Annotated in this window: 8 protein-coding genes; 7 read left to right on the top strand and 1 reads right to left on the bottom strand. The window is 40.4% G+C overall.

Annotated elements, in window-relative coordinates; genetic code table 11:
• Positions 1-806: 806 nt before the first annotated feature.
• The 3 genes from AC27VX_RS17890 (at position 807) to AC27VX_RS17880 (ending at position 10083) form a co-directional block, all read left to right on the top strand.
• Entirely contained in the window at positions 807-4439 is a 3633-nt protein-coding gene (locus tag AC27VX_RS17890) for a hypothetical protein (protein WP_488697009.1), read from the top strand.
• Between the two features lie 202 nt (positions 4440-4641).
• Complete coding sequence (locus tag AC27VX_RS17885) at positions 4642-5265, top strand: hypothetical protein (protein WP_488697007.1); 624 nt, start codon at positions 4642-4644, stop codon at positions 5263-5265.
• A 42-nt stretch (positions 5266-5307) separates the two neighbouring features.
• A complete protein-coding gene (locus AC27VX_RS17880) occupies positions 5308-10083 on the top strand; it encodes a hypothetical protein (protein ID WP_488697005.1) in 4776 nt (1591 codons plus the stop codon).
• Between the two features lie 202 nt (positions 10084-10285).
• Here AC27VX_RS17880 and AC27VX_RS17875 read toward each other — a convergent pair whose 3' ends face one another.
• Positions 10286-11737, bottom strand: coding sequence for an extracellular solute-binding protein (locus AC27VX_RS17875; RefSeq protein ID WP_488697003.1), 1452 nt, complete (start codon positions 11735-11737; stop codon positions 10286-10288).
• Between the two features lie 869 nt (positions 11738-12606).
• Between AC27VX_RS17875 and AC27VX_RS17870 the strand changes: the two genes are divergently transcribed.
• The 4 genes from AC27VX_RS17870 to AC27VX_RS17855 all read left to right on the top strand — a co-directional run bounded on the left by AC27VX_RS17870 (position 12607) and on the right by AC27VX_RS17855 (position 18730).
• Positions 12607-12993, top strand: coding sequence for a hypothetical protein (locus AC27VX_RS17870; protein ID WP_488697001.1), 387 nt, complete (start codon positions 12607-12609; stop codon positions 12991-12993).
• Positions 12994-13445: 452 nt separating this feature from the next.
• On the top strand, positions 13446-13958 hold the full coding sequence (locus AC27VX_RS17865) for a hypothetical protein (protein WP_236855768.1): 513 nt from the start codon (positions 13446-13448) through the stop codon (positions 13956-13958).
• 449 nt (positions 13959-14407) lie between these two features.
• Positions 14408-15022 (top strand): hypothetical protein, encoded by a 615-nt coding sequence (locus AC27VX_RS17860; RefSeq protein ID WP_236855767.1) that lies wholly within the window; start codon positions 14408-14410, stop codon positions 15020-15022.
• A gap of 81 nt (positions 15023-15103) precedes the next feature.
• Positions 15104-18730 (top strand): hypothetical protein, encoded by a 3627-nt coding sequence (locus AC27VX_RS17855; RefSeq protein WP_488696999.1) that lies wholly within the window; start codon positions 15104-15106, stop codon positions 18728-18730.
• The last annotated feature ends 223 nt before the right edge of the window (positions 18731-18953 follow it).

The following is an 18953-nucleotide window of genomic DNA, read 5'->3' as shown; positions in this document are numbered from 1 at the left end:
CAGGACTAGTACCCTTTTTTATTTAGACTTAAAATTTCTTTGGTTCTGGAATGATCTTTTGGTAACGTGAAATCTATTTTTGAAGGATCCTCTACCTGTCCGAATTTCATATTTTAAGTTTTTGTGAAGTTAAATGATCTGACAAATATAATGTAAAACCTTAAAAAAATAAATTTTTTCTAAGCAAAGCTTCTTTTTTAAAAAGCTGTAAATCCTTTGATTTTAATCCAAATATTTTCTGACTTTCGTTTCTTTAGCTTCGATTTTAGAAGAAAGGGGTCAGCAATGAAAAAATAGCTGAAAAAAGTACCCGTAAAAGATGTATATTTTTCATCTTATTTATAAATTTTATGAAAATTTATTAGTGGTAATTCTCAAAATTAAAGAAATGGTCTTGATTTGATTTGTTATCCTGTTTTGGAGTGTATGGTTTTGTTTTTCAGTGTTTTGTTGTTTGATAAAGGCTGTCATTATTCCTGAATAGTGACAGCCTTTTCCTTGTATATCCCATCTTTTCAGGTTAGTTTTGCAGCCCCTTAAAAACAGTGCCGATAGGTTGTGAAAAAACAATATTTATTTTCAGCATTCTCATTTTATGATGCACTTTTAAAAGTAAAATAAGATGAAAAAATAGCTTTAATCGGCTTCTGTTTTTGAGTCAGGATCTGATGAATTCTTTTGGTCGCAGAAACCTGCCACAAAAAAACATTGTGTTACCAGAGAAAAGTGATTCATACAATAAGTATTTCCAATACTGTCGTGAAAAACTCACGTGGGATAATTTACTAACAATTAGATTGTACCTTATGAAAAAACGAAAATATATTTTTAAGTCTGTCATTTCACTTCTCATGCTGTTTTGTTGGTCAGTAAAAGCTTTAGCAGCCAATTACTACTGGGTAGGAGGAAGTGGAAACTGGAGTGATATCGGACACTGGCGTACCGTTTCCGGCGGTACAGCATTGCCTACGGTAGTTCCCGGGCCTACAGATAATGTCTTTTTTGATTCTAATTCCGGTTTTACATTGGCCAGCAAAACAATTACACTGAATGTGACGGCCAACTGCTACAATATTAAGTTTTCAGGAAGCGGAGTTGCTCCGGCTTTGACCGGGAACGGTAAAGAACTGAATATCTACGGATCATCCGAGTGGCAGGCGGGCATGTCAGTTGCCGTAACTTCCATTTATTACCGGAACAAAAATACTCCAAAGACCATCAAAAGTAACAGTGTTTCAGTTACTGCTTCCAATGTATTCTTTTATGAAGAAAATAGCATCAGCCTGGCTGATGATTTTTCGGTTTCCGGAAATTTACAGCATAATGCAGGAACCTTTATCTCCGGTAATTATAAGGTAACCTTAGGAAGCTATATCGGAAATTCAGGAACTAAGACCAGAACCCTTACCATGGGAAGTTCGGAGTTCTATATTTCAGGAACTTTTTCTTCAAGAACCCCGTTACTCGTGTTGAATTCCGGTACTTCCGGAATCATTCTTTCCGGAAATAATACAATATTAGATCCTTATGAAGGACAGATATTCTATAATGTAACCTTTGAAAACAGCGGACTCAAATCCAGTTTGGGACTCAGCCAGACGGATAAAGTATATTATAACCGGGTGGAGTTTAAAGGTGACGGAAAGCTTACCAGAGATAATAAGATCAAAGAACTGATCCTTTCAAAAGGTAAAACATACAGTCTGCAGAATAATGCGACACAAACCATTACCTCTTCGCTGAAAGCTCATACACCGGATTGCGGTGCCTGGATTATGATCAATTCCTCACTGTCCGGAACACAGGCTGGTATCGTGGCTGACGCCGGAGTCGATATTGATGTTTCGGGAGTTATTATCAGAGACATTGATGCCTCGGGGGGTGCCGCATTTACAGCCGTAAAATCAGTTGACAGCGGTAACAACACAGGATGGAACTTTCCGGTTTCAGCCAGCCAGAATTTATACTGGGTAGGTGGTAGCGGTAACTGGGATGATAAAGGACACTGGTCCCAGACCAGTGGCGGACCCGGCGGATACTGTATGCCTGGACCTACCGACAATGTTTTTTTTGACAGCCAGTCGGGGTTTACTTCTGCTTCTAAAATGGTAACCATTAATGTGACGGCCAACTGTCATGATATCACTTTTTCCGGAAGTGCTGTTGCACCTGCCTTAAGAGGGTCCGGTAAAGAACTCAATATTTACGGATCTTCAGAATGGCAGATGGGAATGTCTGTGGGCATCATGTCTGTATATTACAGAAATAGCAGAGAGAATAAGACTGTGAAAGCCAATGGAGTCTCTATGGTGGGTGATAACGTATTCTTTGATGAAGAAAATTCTATAAGCCTTTTGGACAACTTAACGGTAGCAGGTGCCTTATTTCATAATGCAGGAACACTTAATACCAATAACTATAAGCTTACACTTGGAAGCTATTACGGAGATTCCGGAACAAGATTGAGAGTCCTTAATATGGGAAGTTCAGACTTCTATATTTCAAGAAGCAGTGGAGGTAGTTTTTCTACAAACAGCTCGACCGCCATTACAGTGAATGCCGGGACCTCTCATATTCATTTTTTAGGGACAACACCTGTAATGAGTCCCTATAAGGACCAGACTTTTTATAATGTAACCTTTGAAGCAGGAACTACCGGAATGCTGGGGCAGTATCAAACGGCTAAGGCATATTATAACCGTGTAGAATTCAGGGGCGATGGAAGTTTTATTGGCGACAGTCAAATCAGTGATCTGATTTTTGCAGAAGGAAAAACATACAGTTTGCAGGATACCTCCACTCAGACCATCACTTCTTCATTGGTAGCTCATGCTTCTGATTGCGGGGATTGGATCATGATCAATTCCTCAACATCCGGTACCCAGGCAAGACTCGTTGCAGCGCATGGCGTAGCTATGGATATTTCAAGAGTAATCATCAGAGATATAGATGCATCAGGAGGAGCTGTATTTACTACATCCGGTTCTGCCGACGGAGGTAACAACACAGGCTGGAATTTTTCAACTTCTGCTGTTCAGAATCTGTATTGGGTAGGTGGAAGTGGCAGCTGGAATGATAAGGCACATTGGTCACCTGCAAGTGGCGGATTGGGGGGATTTTGTATACCCGGGCCTTTTGACAATGTATTTTTTGATGCTGATTCAGGTTTTAGTGGATCAAATAAGACCGTTACTCTGAATGTAACAGCCAATTGTCAAAACATAATCTTTTCAGGAAGTACTGTTGTACCAACCTTGAGTGGCAATGGCAAAGAACTTAATATTTACGGATCATCTGAATGGCAGTCCGGAATGACAGTAGGCATTGGCTCAGTATATTACCGCAATACCAGTACACCGAAAACTATAAAAAGTAATGGAGCTTCAGTCATGGGGGATGTATATTTTGATGAAGAAAGTTCTGTAAGCTTACTGGATGATTTCTCAGCTCTGGGCAAAATTAGGCATCATGTCGGAACATGGAATACAAATGACCACACCGTAACTCTTGGGGCCGGATATTTTGCGAATTATTTTAAAGCAAGACCCAAAATAGCTAATCTGGGAAGCTCAGAACTTTATATTAGCGGTGATAATGGGGCTTTTTCATCAAATGCTTCTGGGCTTATACTAAATGCAGGTACATCTTCTATACATTTTACAGGAGGAAATAGCTTGGTAGATCCTTATACAGGGCAGACATTCAATAATGTGAGCTTTGAAGAAAGTAGTACGTCCGGTCAATTGGGAAAAGAGCAATCCGACAAAGTATATTATAATCACGTAGAGTTTAAAGGCGATGGAAAATTAATGATGGACAATGAGATCAAAGAGTTGATTTTAATGGCTGGAAGAACGTATGCCTTGGAATCTGGAAAGACACAGACTGTTACCGATCATCTGTATGCCAGTGGAAATTCTTGTTTTATACTATTTTTAAAAAGTTCCACAGGTGGAACACAGGCAAATTTAAACGTACAGACACCATCTGCAAATTTTGACTTTGCGAATGTAAAAGATATCAATGCTTCCGGAGAACCGTTACATTTTGGAAGTAAATCTTCGAATACAGGAAATAATAATAATATTATTTTCGACCCATATAGCCCGGGTTCTTTTTCAGGGTTTGCAGGACAGAACTGGAGCTGTGCCGGATTCAACAACAGTAATCCCTCTTCCTATACATTAAGTTCAGCAGGGTTTTATGGAAATCCTTCAACTGTTTATGAGTGGACGAAGATTGATGATCCGGCACATACTGGGATCATCTCTACCAAAGATTCTTTGGATATGAGGCCTTTCGGTTACGGGGTTTATCATATTAAAGTTACCTATTCTACCGCAGGATCAGGTGATTACTGTGTGGTTGAGGAGAGTATTACTGTCAAAAAATGCATACCAAGCATGATCAATCCCGGATTACCCATAAGAAATTATTAAAAATGGTGTTTTTTTAAGCAATTGTCTTAGAGTAAGTTAAGAAACAATGGCTGTTACTATTCGCGAATAATAACAGCCATTTTATTGTACAATGCTTTGTATCCCTATATGTTTGCGGTCAATATGATCCAGGTTCAATGATTTAGAAAGAAATGATTGAGCGGTGATCCTGATCTTATATTATTAAAAAAAACAAAGAATAATGAAAAGAAAAAATGTACTCTTTTTTTTACTGATCTCCAGTCTTGGATTTGCGCAGGTCGGTGTAAATACCACAAGTCCGAAAGCTACTTTAGATGTTGCTCTGCCTGCAGGATATACGTCCGGAACCAAAGCAGGGATTGCTTTCCCTCAACTCTCAGGAAATGATATCGAATCCATCGATACTACCGGACTTAAATCCGGAACCTTAGTCTACAGTACCTCGGCATCTACTGCTTCTGTTAAAGATGTTACAGGACCAGGATATTGGTACTGGAAAGATGCTACCGATAAATGGGAACCGGTACTCGTTAATGCTCCTAAGTTCTTTTATTCCCCTTCCATTCCTATCAATACTGCGGTTTCTTCAGGAACGACAGAAACGATAGATTTGTATACCAATTATACGGGACAGTTTTCTACCCCTATGGCTAGCAGTACCGGTGCATCAGGCAGTATTCCTGTTTATGCAGCCAATGCATTGGAATACTATGTCACCTGGTATGATACTTCCATTTTTGAGAACGTGGCAATTGATGCTGCAGGCAAATTAACTTACAGCGTTCTAAGTACAGTGGATACAAGCAAACCTACCTACATGAATGTCGTTTTTGTGGTCAAGTAATAATCTGTTAACAAGCATATTAACTTTAATTAATGGATTTTCATGATGATAAAACAAAAACAAAATTTTAAATACCTGCTATTCCTCTTCTTCTTTTTATTTTCGATGAAGGGATTTGCTGCCAATTATTATTGGGTAGGGGGAAGCGGAAACTGGAGTGATATCAGCCACTGGCGTACTTCTTCAGGAGGTTCAGGAATCCCTTTGGTTGTACCCGGACAGACGGACGATGTCTTTTTTGATGTGAATTCCGGCTTTACTGCGGCCAGTAAAACGGTTACCGTCAACGTTCCGGCGAATATGCGAGATATCACTTTCTCAGGAAGTGCAGTAGCTCCGATTTTTAAAAGTGTAAGTACTGCTAACCCGATTAATATCTATGGATCTTCCGTTTGGCAGGCAGGTATGGAGATGAGCAGTGTGTACATCTATTACCGGAACAGCAACAGCCCCAAAACGATCACCAGTAATGGTGTTTCCATAGGTACAGATAATGTTTATTTTGAAGAAGCAACCTCAATGAGTCTGCTGGATAACTTTTCTGTTTCCGGTAAAATAACCCATTCGGCGGGTACCTTTAATACCAACAACCATAACGTAACGGCAATGAGCTACTTCGGGGATATCGGGGGCAATCCCAGAACATTGAATATAGGCAGTTCAGATTTTTATATAACAGGTCCTATGTACGATGGGAATTTTTCTGCCGACTCTCCTGTGCTTACTATTAATGCCGGAACGTCTCATATTCACTTTACCGGTGTTACAGGATATCCCAGCGTCAAACCGTATGCCGGCCAGCATTATCATTATATAAGTTTCGAAAAGCCGGGACTGGAAGGTAACCTGGGGTATGATCAGACAGGCAAGGTCTATTACAACCGGATCACCATGAAAGGCAACGGAAAGCTGATCAAAGACAATGAGATTGGTGAACTGGTTCTGGCAGAGGGAAAGACTTATATTTTAGATGGTAGTGCTGCGCAAACAGTAACCACCAAACTGTCTGCCCATATTCCTGACTGTGGTGAACGTATGAGCATTAGCTCATCCACCGCCGGAATCCAGGCAAAACTTATCGCAGCGCCCGGAGTAACGATTGATGTTTCAGGGGTCATGCTTAAAGATATTCAGGCTTCTGGGGGGGCACAATTCATTGCCCTGGAGTCCGCAGATAATGGAAACAATACAGGCTGGACCTTTCCTGCTTCACCGGGAAAGACTTTATACTGGGTCGGAGGAAGCGGTAACTGGAATGACAGAACGCATTGGTCTGCCACAAGCGGAGGAACAGGTGGATACTGTGTCCCGGGACCTAAAGATGATGTTTTCTTTAATACAGGATCAGGCTTTACTTCAGCCAGTAAGACCATTACGGTGAATGCACCTGCCAATATGAGGAATATTACCTTTGCGGGAAGTACAGTACCTCCTGTTTTCAAAAGTGCAAGTACGCTTAACCCGATTAACATCTATGGATCTTCCGAATGGCAGACCGGTATGGAAGTATGGAGTGTGTACATGTATTATCGTAATACCAATACTCCTAAAACGATCATCAGTAACGGAGTTTCAATACGTGTTGATGATGTGTATTTTGAGGAAGAAGCTTCAATAAGCTTAGTGGATGACTATGCACTGACTTTCGGAACTCTATGGCATAATGCCGGAGTATTTACAACAAATAACCATAAAGTACTGGTAGGAGGATATAATGCGAATTCCGGATCCAAGCCCAGAACACTTAATTTGGGAAGTTCTGAATTTACCGTAACGTCAATCAACAGCGGTGTTTTTTCTGCAACATCAACATTATTAACATTAAATGCAGGTACTTCCCATATCCGTTTTACCGGGAATGGAAATTGTAAGCTCTTGCCATACGCAGGTCAGCATTATTATAATGTGACTTTTGAAAATAACGGAACTGCTACTCTTGGATATTTTAATCCGACCGGAAAAGTGTATTATAACCGTGTAGAATTTAAAGATGATGGGATACTGGTAAGTGATAATGAGTTTAGAGAGCTCTTGTTTGCTGAAGACAAAACCTACAGTCTGGAAGCAGGCAAAACACAAATGGTGGCCACCCGTTTTTCAGCCCACCCTTCCACCTGTGGCGGACAGATTACGATTGCTTCTTCATCAGCCGGAACTCAGGCAAAGCTGGAGGCTGCTTCAGGAACGGTGATCGATGTTTCCGGAGCGGTGATCAAAGATATCAATGCTTCAGGAGGCGCTGTATTTACCGCTGTACAATCTGTGGATAATGGAAATAATACAGGCTGGATATTTCCTGCTTCTGCTGCCAAGACCTTATACTGGGTAGGGGGGAGTGGAAATTGGAATGACGTCACCCATTGGTCTCTGAGTTCTTCCGGATCCGGAGGAGCTTGTGTTCCCGGTCCTAAAGACGATGTCTTTTTTGATGTGAATTCCGGCTTTACTGCGGCCAGTAAAACGGTTACCGTCAACGTTCCGGCGAATATGCGAGATATCACTTTCTCAGGAAGTGCAGTAGCTCCGATTTTTAAAAGTGTAAGTACTGCTAACCCGATTAATATCTATGGATCTTCCGTTTGGCAGGCAGGTATGGAGATGAGCAGTGTGTACATCTATTACCGGAACAGCAACAGCCCCAAAACGATCACCAGTAATGGTGTTTCCATAGGTACAGATAATGTTTATTTTGAAGAAGCAACCTCAATGAGTCTGCTGGATAACTTTTCTGTTTCCGGTAAAATAACCCATTCGGCGGGTACCTTTAATACCAACAACCATAACGTAACGGCAATGAGCTACTTCGGGGATATCGGGGGCAATCCCAGAACATTGAATATAGGCAGTTCAGATTTTTATATAACAGGTCCTATGTACGATGGGAATTTTTCTGCCGACTCTCCTGTGCTTACTATTAATGCCGGAACGTCTCATATTCACTTTACCGGTGTTACAGGATATCCCAGCGTCAAACCGTATGCCGGCCAGCATTATCATTATATAAGTTTCGAAAAGCCGGGACTGGAAGGTAACCTGGGGTATGATCAGACAGGCAAGGTCTATTACAACCGGATCACCATGAAAGGCAACGGAAAGCTGATCAAAGACAATGAGATTGGTGAACTGGTTCTGGCAGAGGGAAAGACTTATATTTTAGATGGTAGTGCTGCGCAAACAGTAACCACCAAACTGTCTGCCCATATTCCTGACTGTGGTGAACGTATGAGCATTAGCTCATCCACCGCCGGAATCCAGGCAAAACTTATCGCAGCGCCCGGAGTAACGATTGATGTTTCAGGGGTCATGCTTAAAGATATTCAGGCTTCTGGGGGGGCACAATTCATTGCCCTGGAGTCCGCAGATAATGGAAACAATACAGGCTGGACCTTTCCTGCTTCACCGGGAAAGACTTTATACTGGGTCGGAGGAAGCGGTAACTGGAATGACAGAACGCATTGGTCTGCCACAAGCGGAGGAACAGGTGGATACTGTGTCCCGGGACCTAAAGATGATGTTTTCTTTAATACAGGATCAGGCTTTACTTCAGCCAGTAAGACCATTACGGTGAATGCACCTGCCAATATGAGGAATATTACCTTTGCGGGAAGTACAGTACCTCCTGTTTTCAAAAGTGCAAGTACGCTTAACCCGATTAACATCTATGGATCTTCCGAATGGCAGACCGGTATGGAAGTATGGAGTGTGTACATGTATTATCGTAATACCAATACTCCTAAAACGATCATCAGTAACGGAGTTTCAATACGTGTTGATGATGTGTATTTTGAGGAAGAAGCTTCAATAAGCTTAGTGGATGACTATGCACTGACTTTCGGAACTCTATGGCATAATGCCGGAGTATTTACAACAAATAACCATAAAGTACTGGTAGGAGGATATAATGCGAATTCCGGATCCAAGCCCAGAACACTTAATTTGGGAAGTTCTGAATTTACCGTAACGTCAATCAACAGCGGTGTTTTTTCTGCAACATCAACATTATTAACATTAAATGCAGGTACTTCCCATATCCGTTTTACCGGGAATGGAAGCTGCCAACTTTTGCCTTACGCAGGACAGCAGTATCACAATGTGACCTTCGAAAATAATGGGAGTGCAGCCCTTGGCGATGATGGTACCGGAACTGTAGGGTACAATACCATGACTCTGAAAGGAAACACCATCATAAACGGGGACAATCAGTTTAAAGAACTGATTTTAACCGGAGCTAAAAAGTATACCTTACAGGCAGGTAAAACCCAAAAAGTGACGGAACAGTTGTATGCCAACGGAAGTGCATGCTACAAACTGGAGATGGTAAGTTCAGTACCAGGGACCAAAGCATTGCTGAATGTGGAGGCAGGAGCTTCAAGTTTTGATTTTGCCAATATAAAGGATATTGACGCTTCAGGAATACCATTGCATTTCGGAGCCAAGTCCAGTGATGGAGGAAATAATACCAATATGAGTTTTGCTCCATACGATCCCGGACTCTTTTCGGGGTTTGCAGGCCAGGACTGGAGCTGTACCCGATTTAACAATACAGATCCCGCTTCGTATACCTTAAGTTCGGCAGGTTTTTTTGGAAATCCTACCGTACAGTATGAATGGACCAAACTGAACGATCCGGCCCATACCGGCGTTATTTCTACAGAAGATTCGCTGGATATGAGACCTTACGGGCTGGGAACCTATCATCTTAAGGTGATCTATTCTACAGAAGGGCCAGGCGAAAGCTGTTCACTGGAAGAAAGTGTTACCGTAGGAAGTTGTATTCCGAGTATGATCAATCCGGGATTACCTTTCAGGAACTATTAGATCAGACTAATAATCTATAATTTTATACTTGATTTTTTAAGAATGGCCACAGGATATTTCCTCTGGCCATTCATTTTGGTCCCTTTTGGATAGCCCGCTTTTCTCTAAGAAAACAAGATGTTTTTTTCGGATATATAATAAAAAGGCGGTCACTATTCACAAATAATGACCGCCTTTTTATTGAATCTCCCGCTTCCGGTGGTTAGTGATTATACTTTTGAAGGGCCTTTGTAATCCCTTTATCAATTTGGTCAACAGCCTGATCTACGGTAAGAGTCCCTGCCAGGGCCTGTGCTGCATATGTTGAAATAACCGTATCTATTTCTGTATAAGCAGAAGTGTTAGGCCTGGCTCTGCCATGAAGCAGCGAGTTGTATAGAATATCGAGATAAGGGATTTTTTCGCGGACGGCAGGATCATCGTACACACTTTTGATGGCGGGTCCGGTTCCGGCTGACAGTGCCCGATGGCGTGCTGCAGCAGCACTGCTAAGGTAGTCGATTACCTTTAAGGCAGCATTGGGATTTTTCGAATAAGCATTGATCGACAGAAAATTAGAACCGATCAAACCTGTTGGATCCTGGCCTTCTCTCCCTGCCCATGCAGGTAATGGGACAATCTTGTAGCTGTTCTGAGTGGAAGGGACTTCTGTATCGATACGGAATTTGGAGGCCGACCAATCGGTAAGTCCGCCTATTGATGGGGTTTTAGCAAAAAAACTGGAAGCACCGACGTTGTTTGTAAACGTCAGAGCCTGAGAAGGAATCACCTGGCTCTGAACACCACTTACCAGGAAATTGAGGACGGCATGAGCCTGAGGAGACTGGAATTTTGAGGTTTTTCCATCCTCACTGATGAGTTCTCCTCCAGCCTGATACAGAAGACTGATCACATTGGCCGTTAGCCCCACACCTCCTGCATTATAAACAAAATTTGAATGAGAAGCAGCGTTAGTATAAAGATTCTGCCATGTTGAAAATTGACCCGTGTTTTCAAAAATAGCAGGACGGTAATAGAACATCATGGCATCTGCTCTGATCGGGATAGCCAGTACCTTTTTATTCAGAGAAACAGAATTAATAATAGAACTGAAAAATTCACCGTTTCTGGTTGCTACATAAGGGGAAAAATCAAGAATCTGTTCTTTTCCGGATAATTTATAGATGGCATAAAAAGGAGTAATAATATCACAGGAACAATCTTTGGCATCCAGGCTTTTGTCGTAGGCATCATCCATATCTCCCGTGTAGGAAAAAGGTTTGACAGTAATGTGGACGCCATTGTTTTGTGCATTGAACGCATCAATCAGAGGCTGATCCATCTGTTCGATTACAGAGGCCAGCAGGGGGAGTGGACAGTAGACCACTTCACCCTTGGCAGTGGCCATCAGTGCCGGGTCAAGCGTGTTGGCAGTCACGGTATCCCGGCTTCTGCATCCAACACTTACCGACAGGACCGACAGGCTGGCAGCGAGAATTCCGAAACGCAAAGGCTTGACGGGCGAAAAATTTTTCCCGGGAGCTATAACGGGAGCATTTCCGGGAATAGGGGAAGCATTGGCTAAATCCTTCTCTTTAGAATCCGTACCATTGAAGCGGCGGGCGTAAACTTTTCCTGAAAAGTCTACCCCAAAACGAAATAAGATTTTGTGCATAATAAATGTTTTTGTTAGTAAAATGAATACTTTATACTGCATGTATAAAATATTGCTTTCTCAATGTATGGCTTTTCTGTTATGCATACGATAATAGTTTATGCTTTATATCAATAGCTCATATAGTAAAATGCCTATAAAATCGATTAAAATTAAATTGTTAACTAAATGTCTGTATTTGGTGAAATATTTTAATTAAACAAGCGGATTGAGTTGTTTAAATCAATACTGCTTGTAGAAGGTTTCGGTCTGCTGGCTTTCTTCCTCCTATTTTTTGTAATAAGCAAATTTAACGGGCAGGCAGGTCTGGATTTTTTGAGTATATATATCTTAATGTAGTGATATATTAAGATTGTTGATTTTCATTGTTGCGAAAATGAACATTTTATACAGGGGTGTATATAATATTGATTTTTCATGGGAATCTTTTTTATTATGCCTGTAATAACAGTTTGTGCTTTATATCAAAGTCTATGCAGTATGATGCTTTTAAATTTAATTTGAATTATATTTTTAATAAAAACATTCAATTTTGGTGATGTTTTAAATAAAATCAATGGATTTAGATTGATTTAATCAATACTATTTTTAAGAGGTTTTCTGTTTCCTAACTTAAATTTATTCATCATCATATTTCTTTTTTTTGCCACAGATAGAAAACAGGTGTCTACATTCCGAATAGTGACAGCCTTTTTATTGTGAGTTTTTTTTTGGCGGGCTAGATTTGCCACTAAGCAAAAAAAACTTGATCAAAGATACTTACGAACCCTATGGTGCAGATGACAAGTGCTCGAGAAAAACTACATAACCACGATTATTAAAATATACCGAATTAGAAAGATCTGGTTCAGGTTTTAAAATAATTGATGATGAATAGTAACAAAAGAAAAATTCCTGGCATGACTCCTTTTGAGTGGAAAGAGTTTCGATATGTTTCAGATGATGGAAATGATGGCTTCCTGAGTAAAAATGATTTGCTGCAAGAGAAAGGTTTATTTGAAAGGCTGACGGAGCAGATAGATCCGCCCATTCCCAAAGAAGGAGGCGCCTTCACAGAAAATTGCAGGCTTTGGCTTCCGTCTGGAGAACTTTTACATGCGCTGTCCTATCACGGCGATAGGGAGGGGTGGAGAAAGCAGATCGAGCAGGGGGCGAAACAGCTAGGCTTGCTAACTGGAAAAATTGTAAAAGATGAAATTATTCTTTCAGATAGCCGAACTTATTTGCTGGTACAATGTACGGTTGAATTTTATTAGACTTAGAATGATGGAATATTTTTAAATTGGTGTTTTTCTAAGTGTTCCTATACAAAGAATTTTCTCTATATTTAAGAAAACAAAGAGGATTCTCAGAAAATAGATCTGTACAACAGGCTATAATAGAACATACAGCTGCTTCCTTCCGGGGGACCAGCTTTTTTTATGCCCTTACTCCTGCTGAAAAATCCCGTTACCCCCTCCGAAGTCCTTCTACCTCGAGGGGCTTCAGAATGGCCTGGAGCGATGTTCATGGCATTTTTTGATGATTCTTCGTGCTTTTATGAACCATGATTCTGTAGAAAAGGCTGTCATTATTCCCGAATAGTGACAGCTATTGTATTGTGAGTTTGTTGGAGGTGGGTTAGTTTCGCAGGCAGTTACAGATAAAGGTAAATATAAGATGGCTCATGACTAACAATCCATGCCCTAAACAACAAAAGAAAAAAAATATGAATACACCGAACATATTAAGTGATGAATGGTATGCCCTAAGAGAAGCTGAAGAATCTCTTTTGGTCAGCAGATACAATATCAGCAGGGGGGATGATTTCATGGTCATCATCCTGTTGGCCTTAGGAACATTATCCGAACAGGCCACCGCCCTTCGGTTTTTAAAAAATGATGAAGTAGGGCTGGAGGACACTGAGCTCATCAGGATCGTTCCGGATATTATAGATATTGCCGTCGATGGGAATAGGGAGAACAGGGATATAGCAAGATCTGTATTGATAAGGTATTCATCCCATTTTTTGGTTAGCAGAGAACTCATAAAAGAGGCATTGGATAGATTGCTGAACAGATACCTGATCAGAAAAGACGAAAAAGTGTACAGAAGACTGGCAGAGTTGCTGGTTGATATGGATTGTCCGGAGTTTCTTAATAAACTGATGCTGGCTTACAAAAAAGACCACCATGAGAATATTTCTAAAATTTACAGTGACTTTTTAAAATTCATACCATAAGTAAGATGAAATTGGGTGATCTTCAAATTCAAATTCATCACCATTTTTCTGATTTCATATTCATGGAAAAGAAAAAGTAGAGAACAGCAAAAACCAAAAATTTCAGCCATGGCAGATTTCTGAAAAGCGGAAGCTCATAGTGAATCAACTAAAAAAAAATTTTGAAGTTTTTTAAGAAAATTAGTAAAAAAAACAAAAAATATTAGGGATTTATGTTCTTTTTTGATTTTAGTTTAAAATTGATTTTATTTGGTTTATTGAATTGTTTGTCAGTGTTTTAAATTGTATTAGAGGCTGTCATTATTCGCGAATAATGACAGCCTTTCTCTTGGATAGTTCACTATTTCAAATTAGTTTTGCGGTCCCTTAAAACGAGTCAATCATTATCTGAAAAATAAACACATAATTGATGATATTGATTTTGTTTATTCCGTTAAAATTCTAAACTAATGAAAAAAACAATTATTTCTCTTGTACTACTGATCTCAGGATTTAGCCTTGCGCAGGTTGGAGTTAATACACCCAATCCACAGGCCACTTTAGATGTAACGCTGCAGTCAGGATATGTTTCCGGAGGTAAAGCAGGGATCGCATTTCCACAGCTGTCCGGAAACGATATTGAAGCGATGGATATCACAGGATTAAAATCCGGAACACTGGTATACAGTACCTCTGCTTCTACAGCAGCCACCAAAGATATTACAGGAATAGGCTATTGGTACTGGAAAGATGCCACCGACAAATGGGAACCTGTCCTGATCAATGCCCCGAGGTTTTTCTATTCTCCTTCCCTGCCTATTGATACTTCCGTGGCTTCAGGATCTGTTGATCTGTATGCTAATTATACGGGACAATTTGCCACCCCTATGGCAAGCAGTACAGGATCACCTGGCAGTATTCCGGTCTATGCCGTGGATGAAATGGAATATTATGTAACCTGGTTTGACGATACCATCTTCAGCAATGTAAGAATAGATGCTGCCGGAAAACTGACCTATGACGTCTTAAGTACCGCAGATACCAGTAAACCCACGTATATGAATGTTGTTTTTCTGGTCAAATAAAAACCGGAGGAAAAAAGACATTTAATCCATAATTAATTGAATAGGATTATCGAAGCCTAAGCTTTTATCCAAAAATTAGAAATGATGACAATACAAAAACACAAATTCAAATATATATTCCTCTTCATAATATTCTTTTTGTTTTCGGTAAAAGGATTTGCGGCCAACTATTATTGGGTAGGCGGAAGTGGAAACTGGAGTGATATCGGCCACTGGAGAACCACATCCGGAGGAACCTCCATCCCTTCCGTAGTACCAGGACCCATGGATGATGTTTTCTTTGATGCCAATTCAGGATTTACAGCAGCCAATAAAACGGTTTCCGTGAATGTGATAGCCAACTGTCGCAATATCACTTTTTCCGGAAGTACGGTTGCACCCAATGTAAATAGTGATTACCAAAAAGGACTTAATATTTATGGTTCTTCTGAGTGGCAGCTCGGGATGATAGTGAATGTATCTTCTTTTTATTACAGGAATACCAATACCCCTAAAACGATTAAAAGCAATGGAGCCATCATGAGAGTTTCCAATATCTTATTTGAAGAGGAAACTTCTATAAGTTTTCTGGATGATTTTTCTACTTCTGAAACTCTTGTCCATAACGCAGGAATATTGAATACCAATGATCATAAGGTGAGCTTGGGAAAGTATGTTGGAAATGATGGAACAAAACCTAGAACGATCAATATGGGAAGTTCAGAATTTTATATCAGAGATTCATTTTCTGCCAATAAATCATTTTTAACGTTGAATTCAGGTACCTCTCACATCCATTTTTCAGGATATTCTTCTACGTTGTTCCCCTTTGCGGGGCAAACCTATTATAATATAAGTTTTGAAGGACCTGATGGAATCTTGGGATATGATCATTATAACCAAACTGTGGGTAAGGTCTATTTTAACCGTGTGGAGTTTAAGGGAAATGGAAAACTGCTTAAAAATAACGAGATTAAAGAACTTATTTTTACAGAAGGAAAAATATACAGTCTACAAAACGGATATACTCAGACTATCACTTCATCATTGGCTGCCCACTCTCCGAATTGTGGAGGCTGGATTACCATCAACTCTTCAATACCTGGAATACAGGCAAAACTGATCGCGGCATCCGGTGTTTCTATTGATGTTTCAAGGGCTATTATAAAAGATATTCAGACTTCGGGAGGGGCCGTATTTGCAGCTGCAGGTTCCAATGATAATGGGAATAATACCGGCTGGACTTTTCCTGCTACTGCTGGTCAGGATCTGTACTGGGTTGGAGGCAGTGGAAACTGGAATGATAAAACGCACTGGGCCCAGACCAGTGGAGGTACAGGAGGATACTGTGTACCAGGTCCTTCTGATAATGTCTTTTTTGATGCCAACTCTGGTTTTACAACAACCTCTAAAATCGTTACCCTGACCTCTGCATCGTACTGTCACCATATTAAAGTTTCCGGAAGTGTGGTAGCTCCTACTTTATACGGACCGGAAACTGAACTTAATATTTTTGGTTCTTCTGAATGGCAGGCAGGAATGAAAGTAGATATCCGCTACATCTATTACCGTAATAATAACAAGATCAGGACGATCAAAAGTAATGGAGTTTCAGTAGGGACAGAAGTCTACTTTGAGGAAGAAAATACCATCAGTTTACTCGATGACTTTTCGGTTTCCAGTACCCTGTATCATCAGGCAGGAGTATGGAATACAAACGGATATAAAGTAACCCTGGAAAGCTATAAAGGAGATGAGGGATCAAAGCCCAGAACACTTAGCATGGGAAGTTCAGACTTTTATATTAAAGAAGGGGATTTCTCAGCAGATTCTCCACTGTTAACTTTGAATTCCGGAACCTCCGTTATTCATTTTCTGGGACAGGTTTCTATGCTGAAGCCTTATGCAGGCCAGGTTTATTATAATGTAAATTTTGAATATAGCGGAACAGTACCTGCAAGATTTGGCTACAATCAGAGGTCTAAAGTTTATTATAACCGCGTAGAGTTTAAGTACAATGGAGAAATTAAAGGTGACAACCAGATCAGAGAACTTATTTTTACAGAAGGAAAAACATACACGTTAGCTTCTTCTTCCACACAGACGGTGACTTCATTATTCCGTGCTCATTCTCAGGGATGTGGAGATTGGGTCACCATCAATTCATCAATCAATGGTACACAGGCGAAAATCGTGGCATTGTCAGGAGTATCAATAGATGTTTCAAGGGCATTGCTAAGGGATATTCAGGCATCTGGCGGAGCTGTATTTACAGCTGTGGGATCTATGGATAATGGAAATAATACAGGCTGGACATTTCCGGTATCGGCTGCTCAGAATTTATATTGGGTAGGTGGTGGAGGCAATTGGAATGATACCATGCATTGGGCTCAGACCAGCGGGGGCACAGGGGGATCTTGTGTACCGGGTCCTACGGATAATGTCTTTTTTGATGCTAATTCCGGTTTTACAGAATCTGCTAAATTAATTATTCTGTCTTCAGGATCATATTGCCATAATATCGTATTTTCAGGAAATACAGCAGCTCCTGTTTTATCAGGATCTGGTACAGAACTTAATATTTACGGTTCGTCCGAATGGCAGTCCGGGATGAGACTGGAAATAGGTTCTGTGTATTATCGTAATACGAACACTCCTAAAACCCTGAGAAGTAATGGGGTCTCAACAGGGTCCCAGATTTATTTTGAGGAAGAAAATACCATCAGTTTACTCGATGATTTTTCCGGGTCAGACGTGCTGTATCATCTTGCAGGAACCTGGAACACAAATAACCATCAGGTGAGTTTGGGACGATATATCGGAGATTCCGGAACCCAGCCGAGAACCCTCAATATGGGAAGTTCAGATTTTTATCTGTCATTTCAGTCTTTTTCTGCCTCATCTTCTTTATTAACATTGAACTCAGGGACTTCTCATATTCACTTTTTATTTTCTTCTTCCAGGCTCCTGCCTTTTCCGGGCCAGACGTATTACAACGTAAGTTTTGAGGGAACGGATGGAAGTTTAGGTTATGCTTACAGCCAGGCCACCGCCAAAGTATATTATAATCGTGTAGAATTTAAAGGAAATGGAAGTTTTATTAAAGACAACCAGATCAAAGAATTGATCTTAACGGCAGGAAAAACGTATATTCTAGATGCTGGTAATACACAGACGGTAACGGATAAGTTATATGCCAGCGGGAATTCTTGTTTCATCTTGTTTCTGAAAAGCTCTGTACCCGGGACAAAAGCTAATCTTAATGTAATGGGAGGTTCTACTGGTTTTGATTTTGCAAATGTAAAAGATATCAATGCCTCAGGGGAAACTCTCAATTTTGGAAGTAAATCTACCAATGTGGAAAATAACTTCAATATGACATTTGATCCCTATGATCCAAGCGCTTTTTCAGGATTTGCAGGCCAGGATTGGAGCCATGCAAAATTTAAAAATAACGATCCTGATTCTTATACACTGAGCTCAGCAGGGTTCTACGGAAATCCTTACACGACCTACAAATGGTCAAAAATCAATGATCCTGCACACACGGGAACCATTGCCACAGGATCTACTTTAGATATGAGAAGTTTCGGATATGGAACCTATCATATCAAGGTAGAGTATTCAGCTCCGGAATCACCGGATTATTGTGTAGTGGAGGAGAGCATTATAGTGAAAAGCTTTGTTCCGAGTATGATCAATCCCGGTTTACCGATCAGGAATTATTAGAACTTATTTTCTGGTCAAATGTGACTTTATCAAAAAAAAATAAAAATGATTACAATGAACCGCAGGATTTCCTGCGGTTTTTTTAGGTCCAAATGGATAAGTACTGCAGTATTTATTTACCAATGGCTATCCTGTTTTTAAAGAAGTCATTTGTTGAAAGGATGTAAAAGATGACTGGGTTAATACTGAAATTATTCATTTTTATCCTTGTCAAATCAGGAAA

This window comes from Chryseobacterium sp. 14P4.3.2, from assembly GCF_057799275.1.
This window is presented reverse-complemented; position numbering and strand designations above follow the sequence as displayed.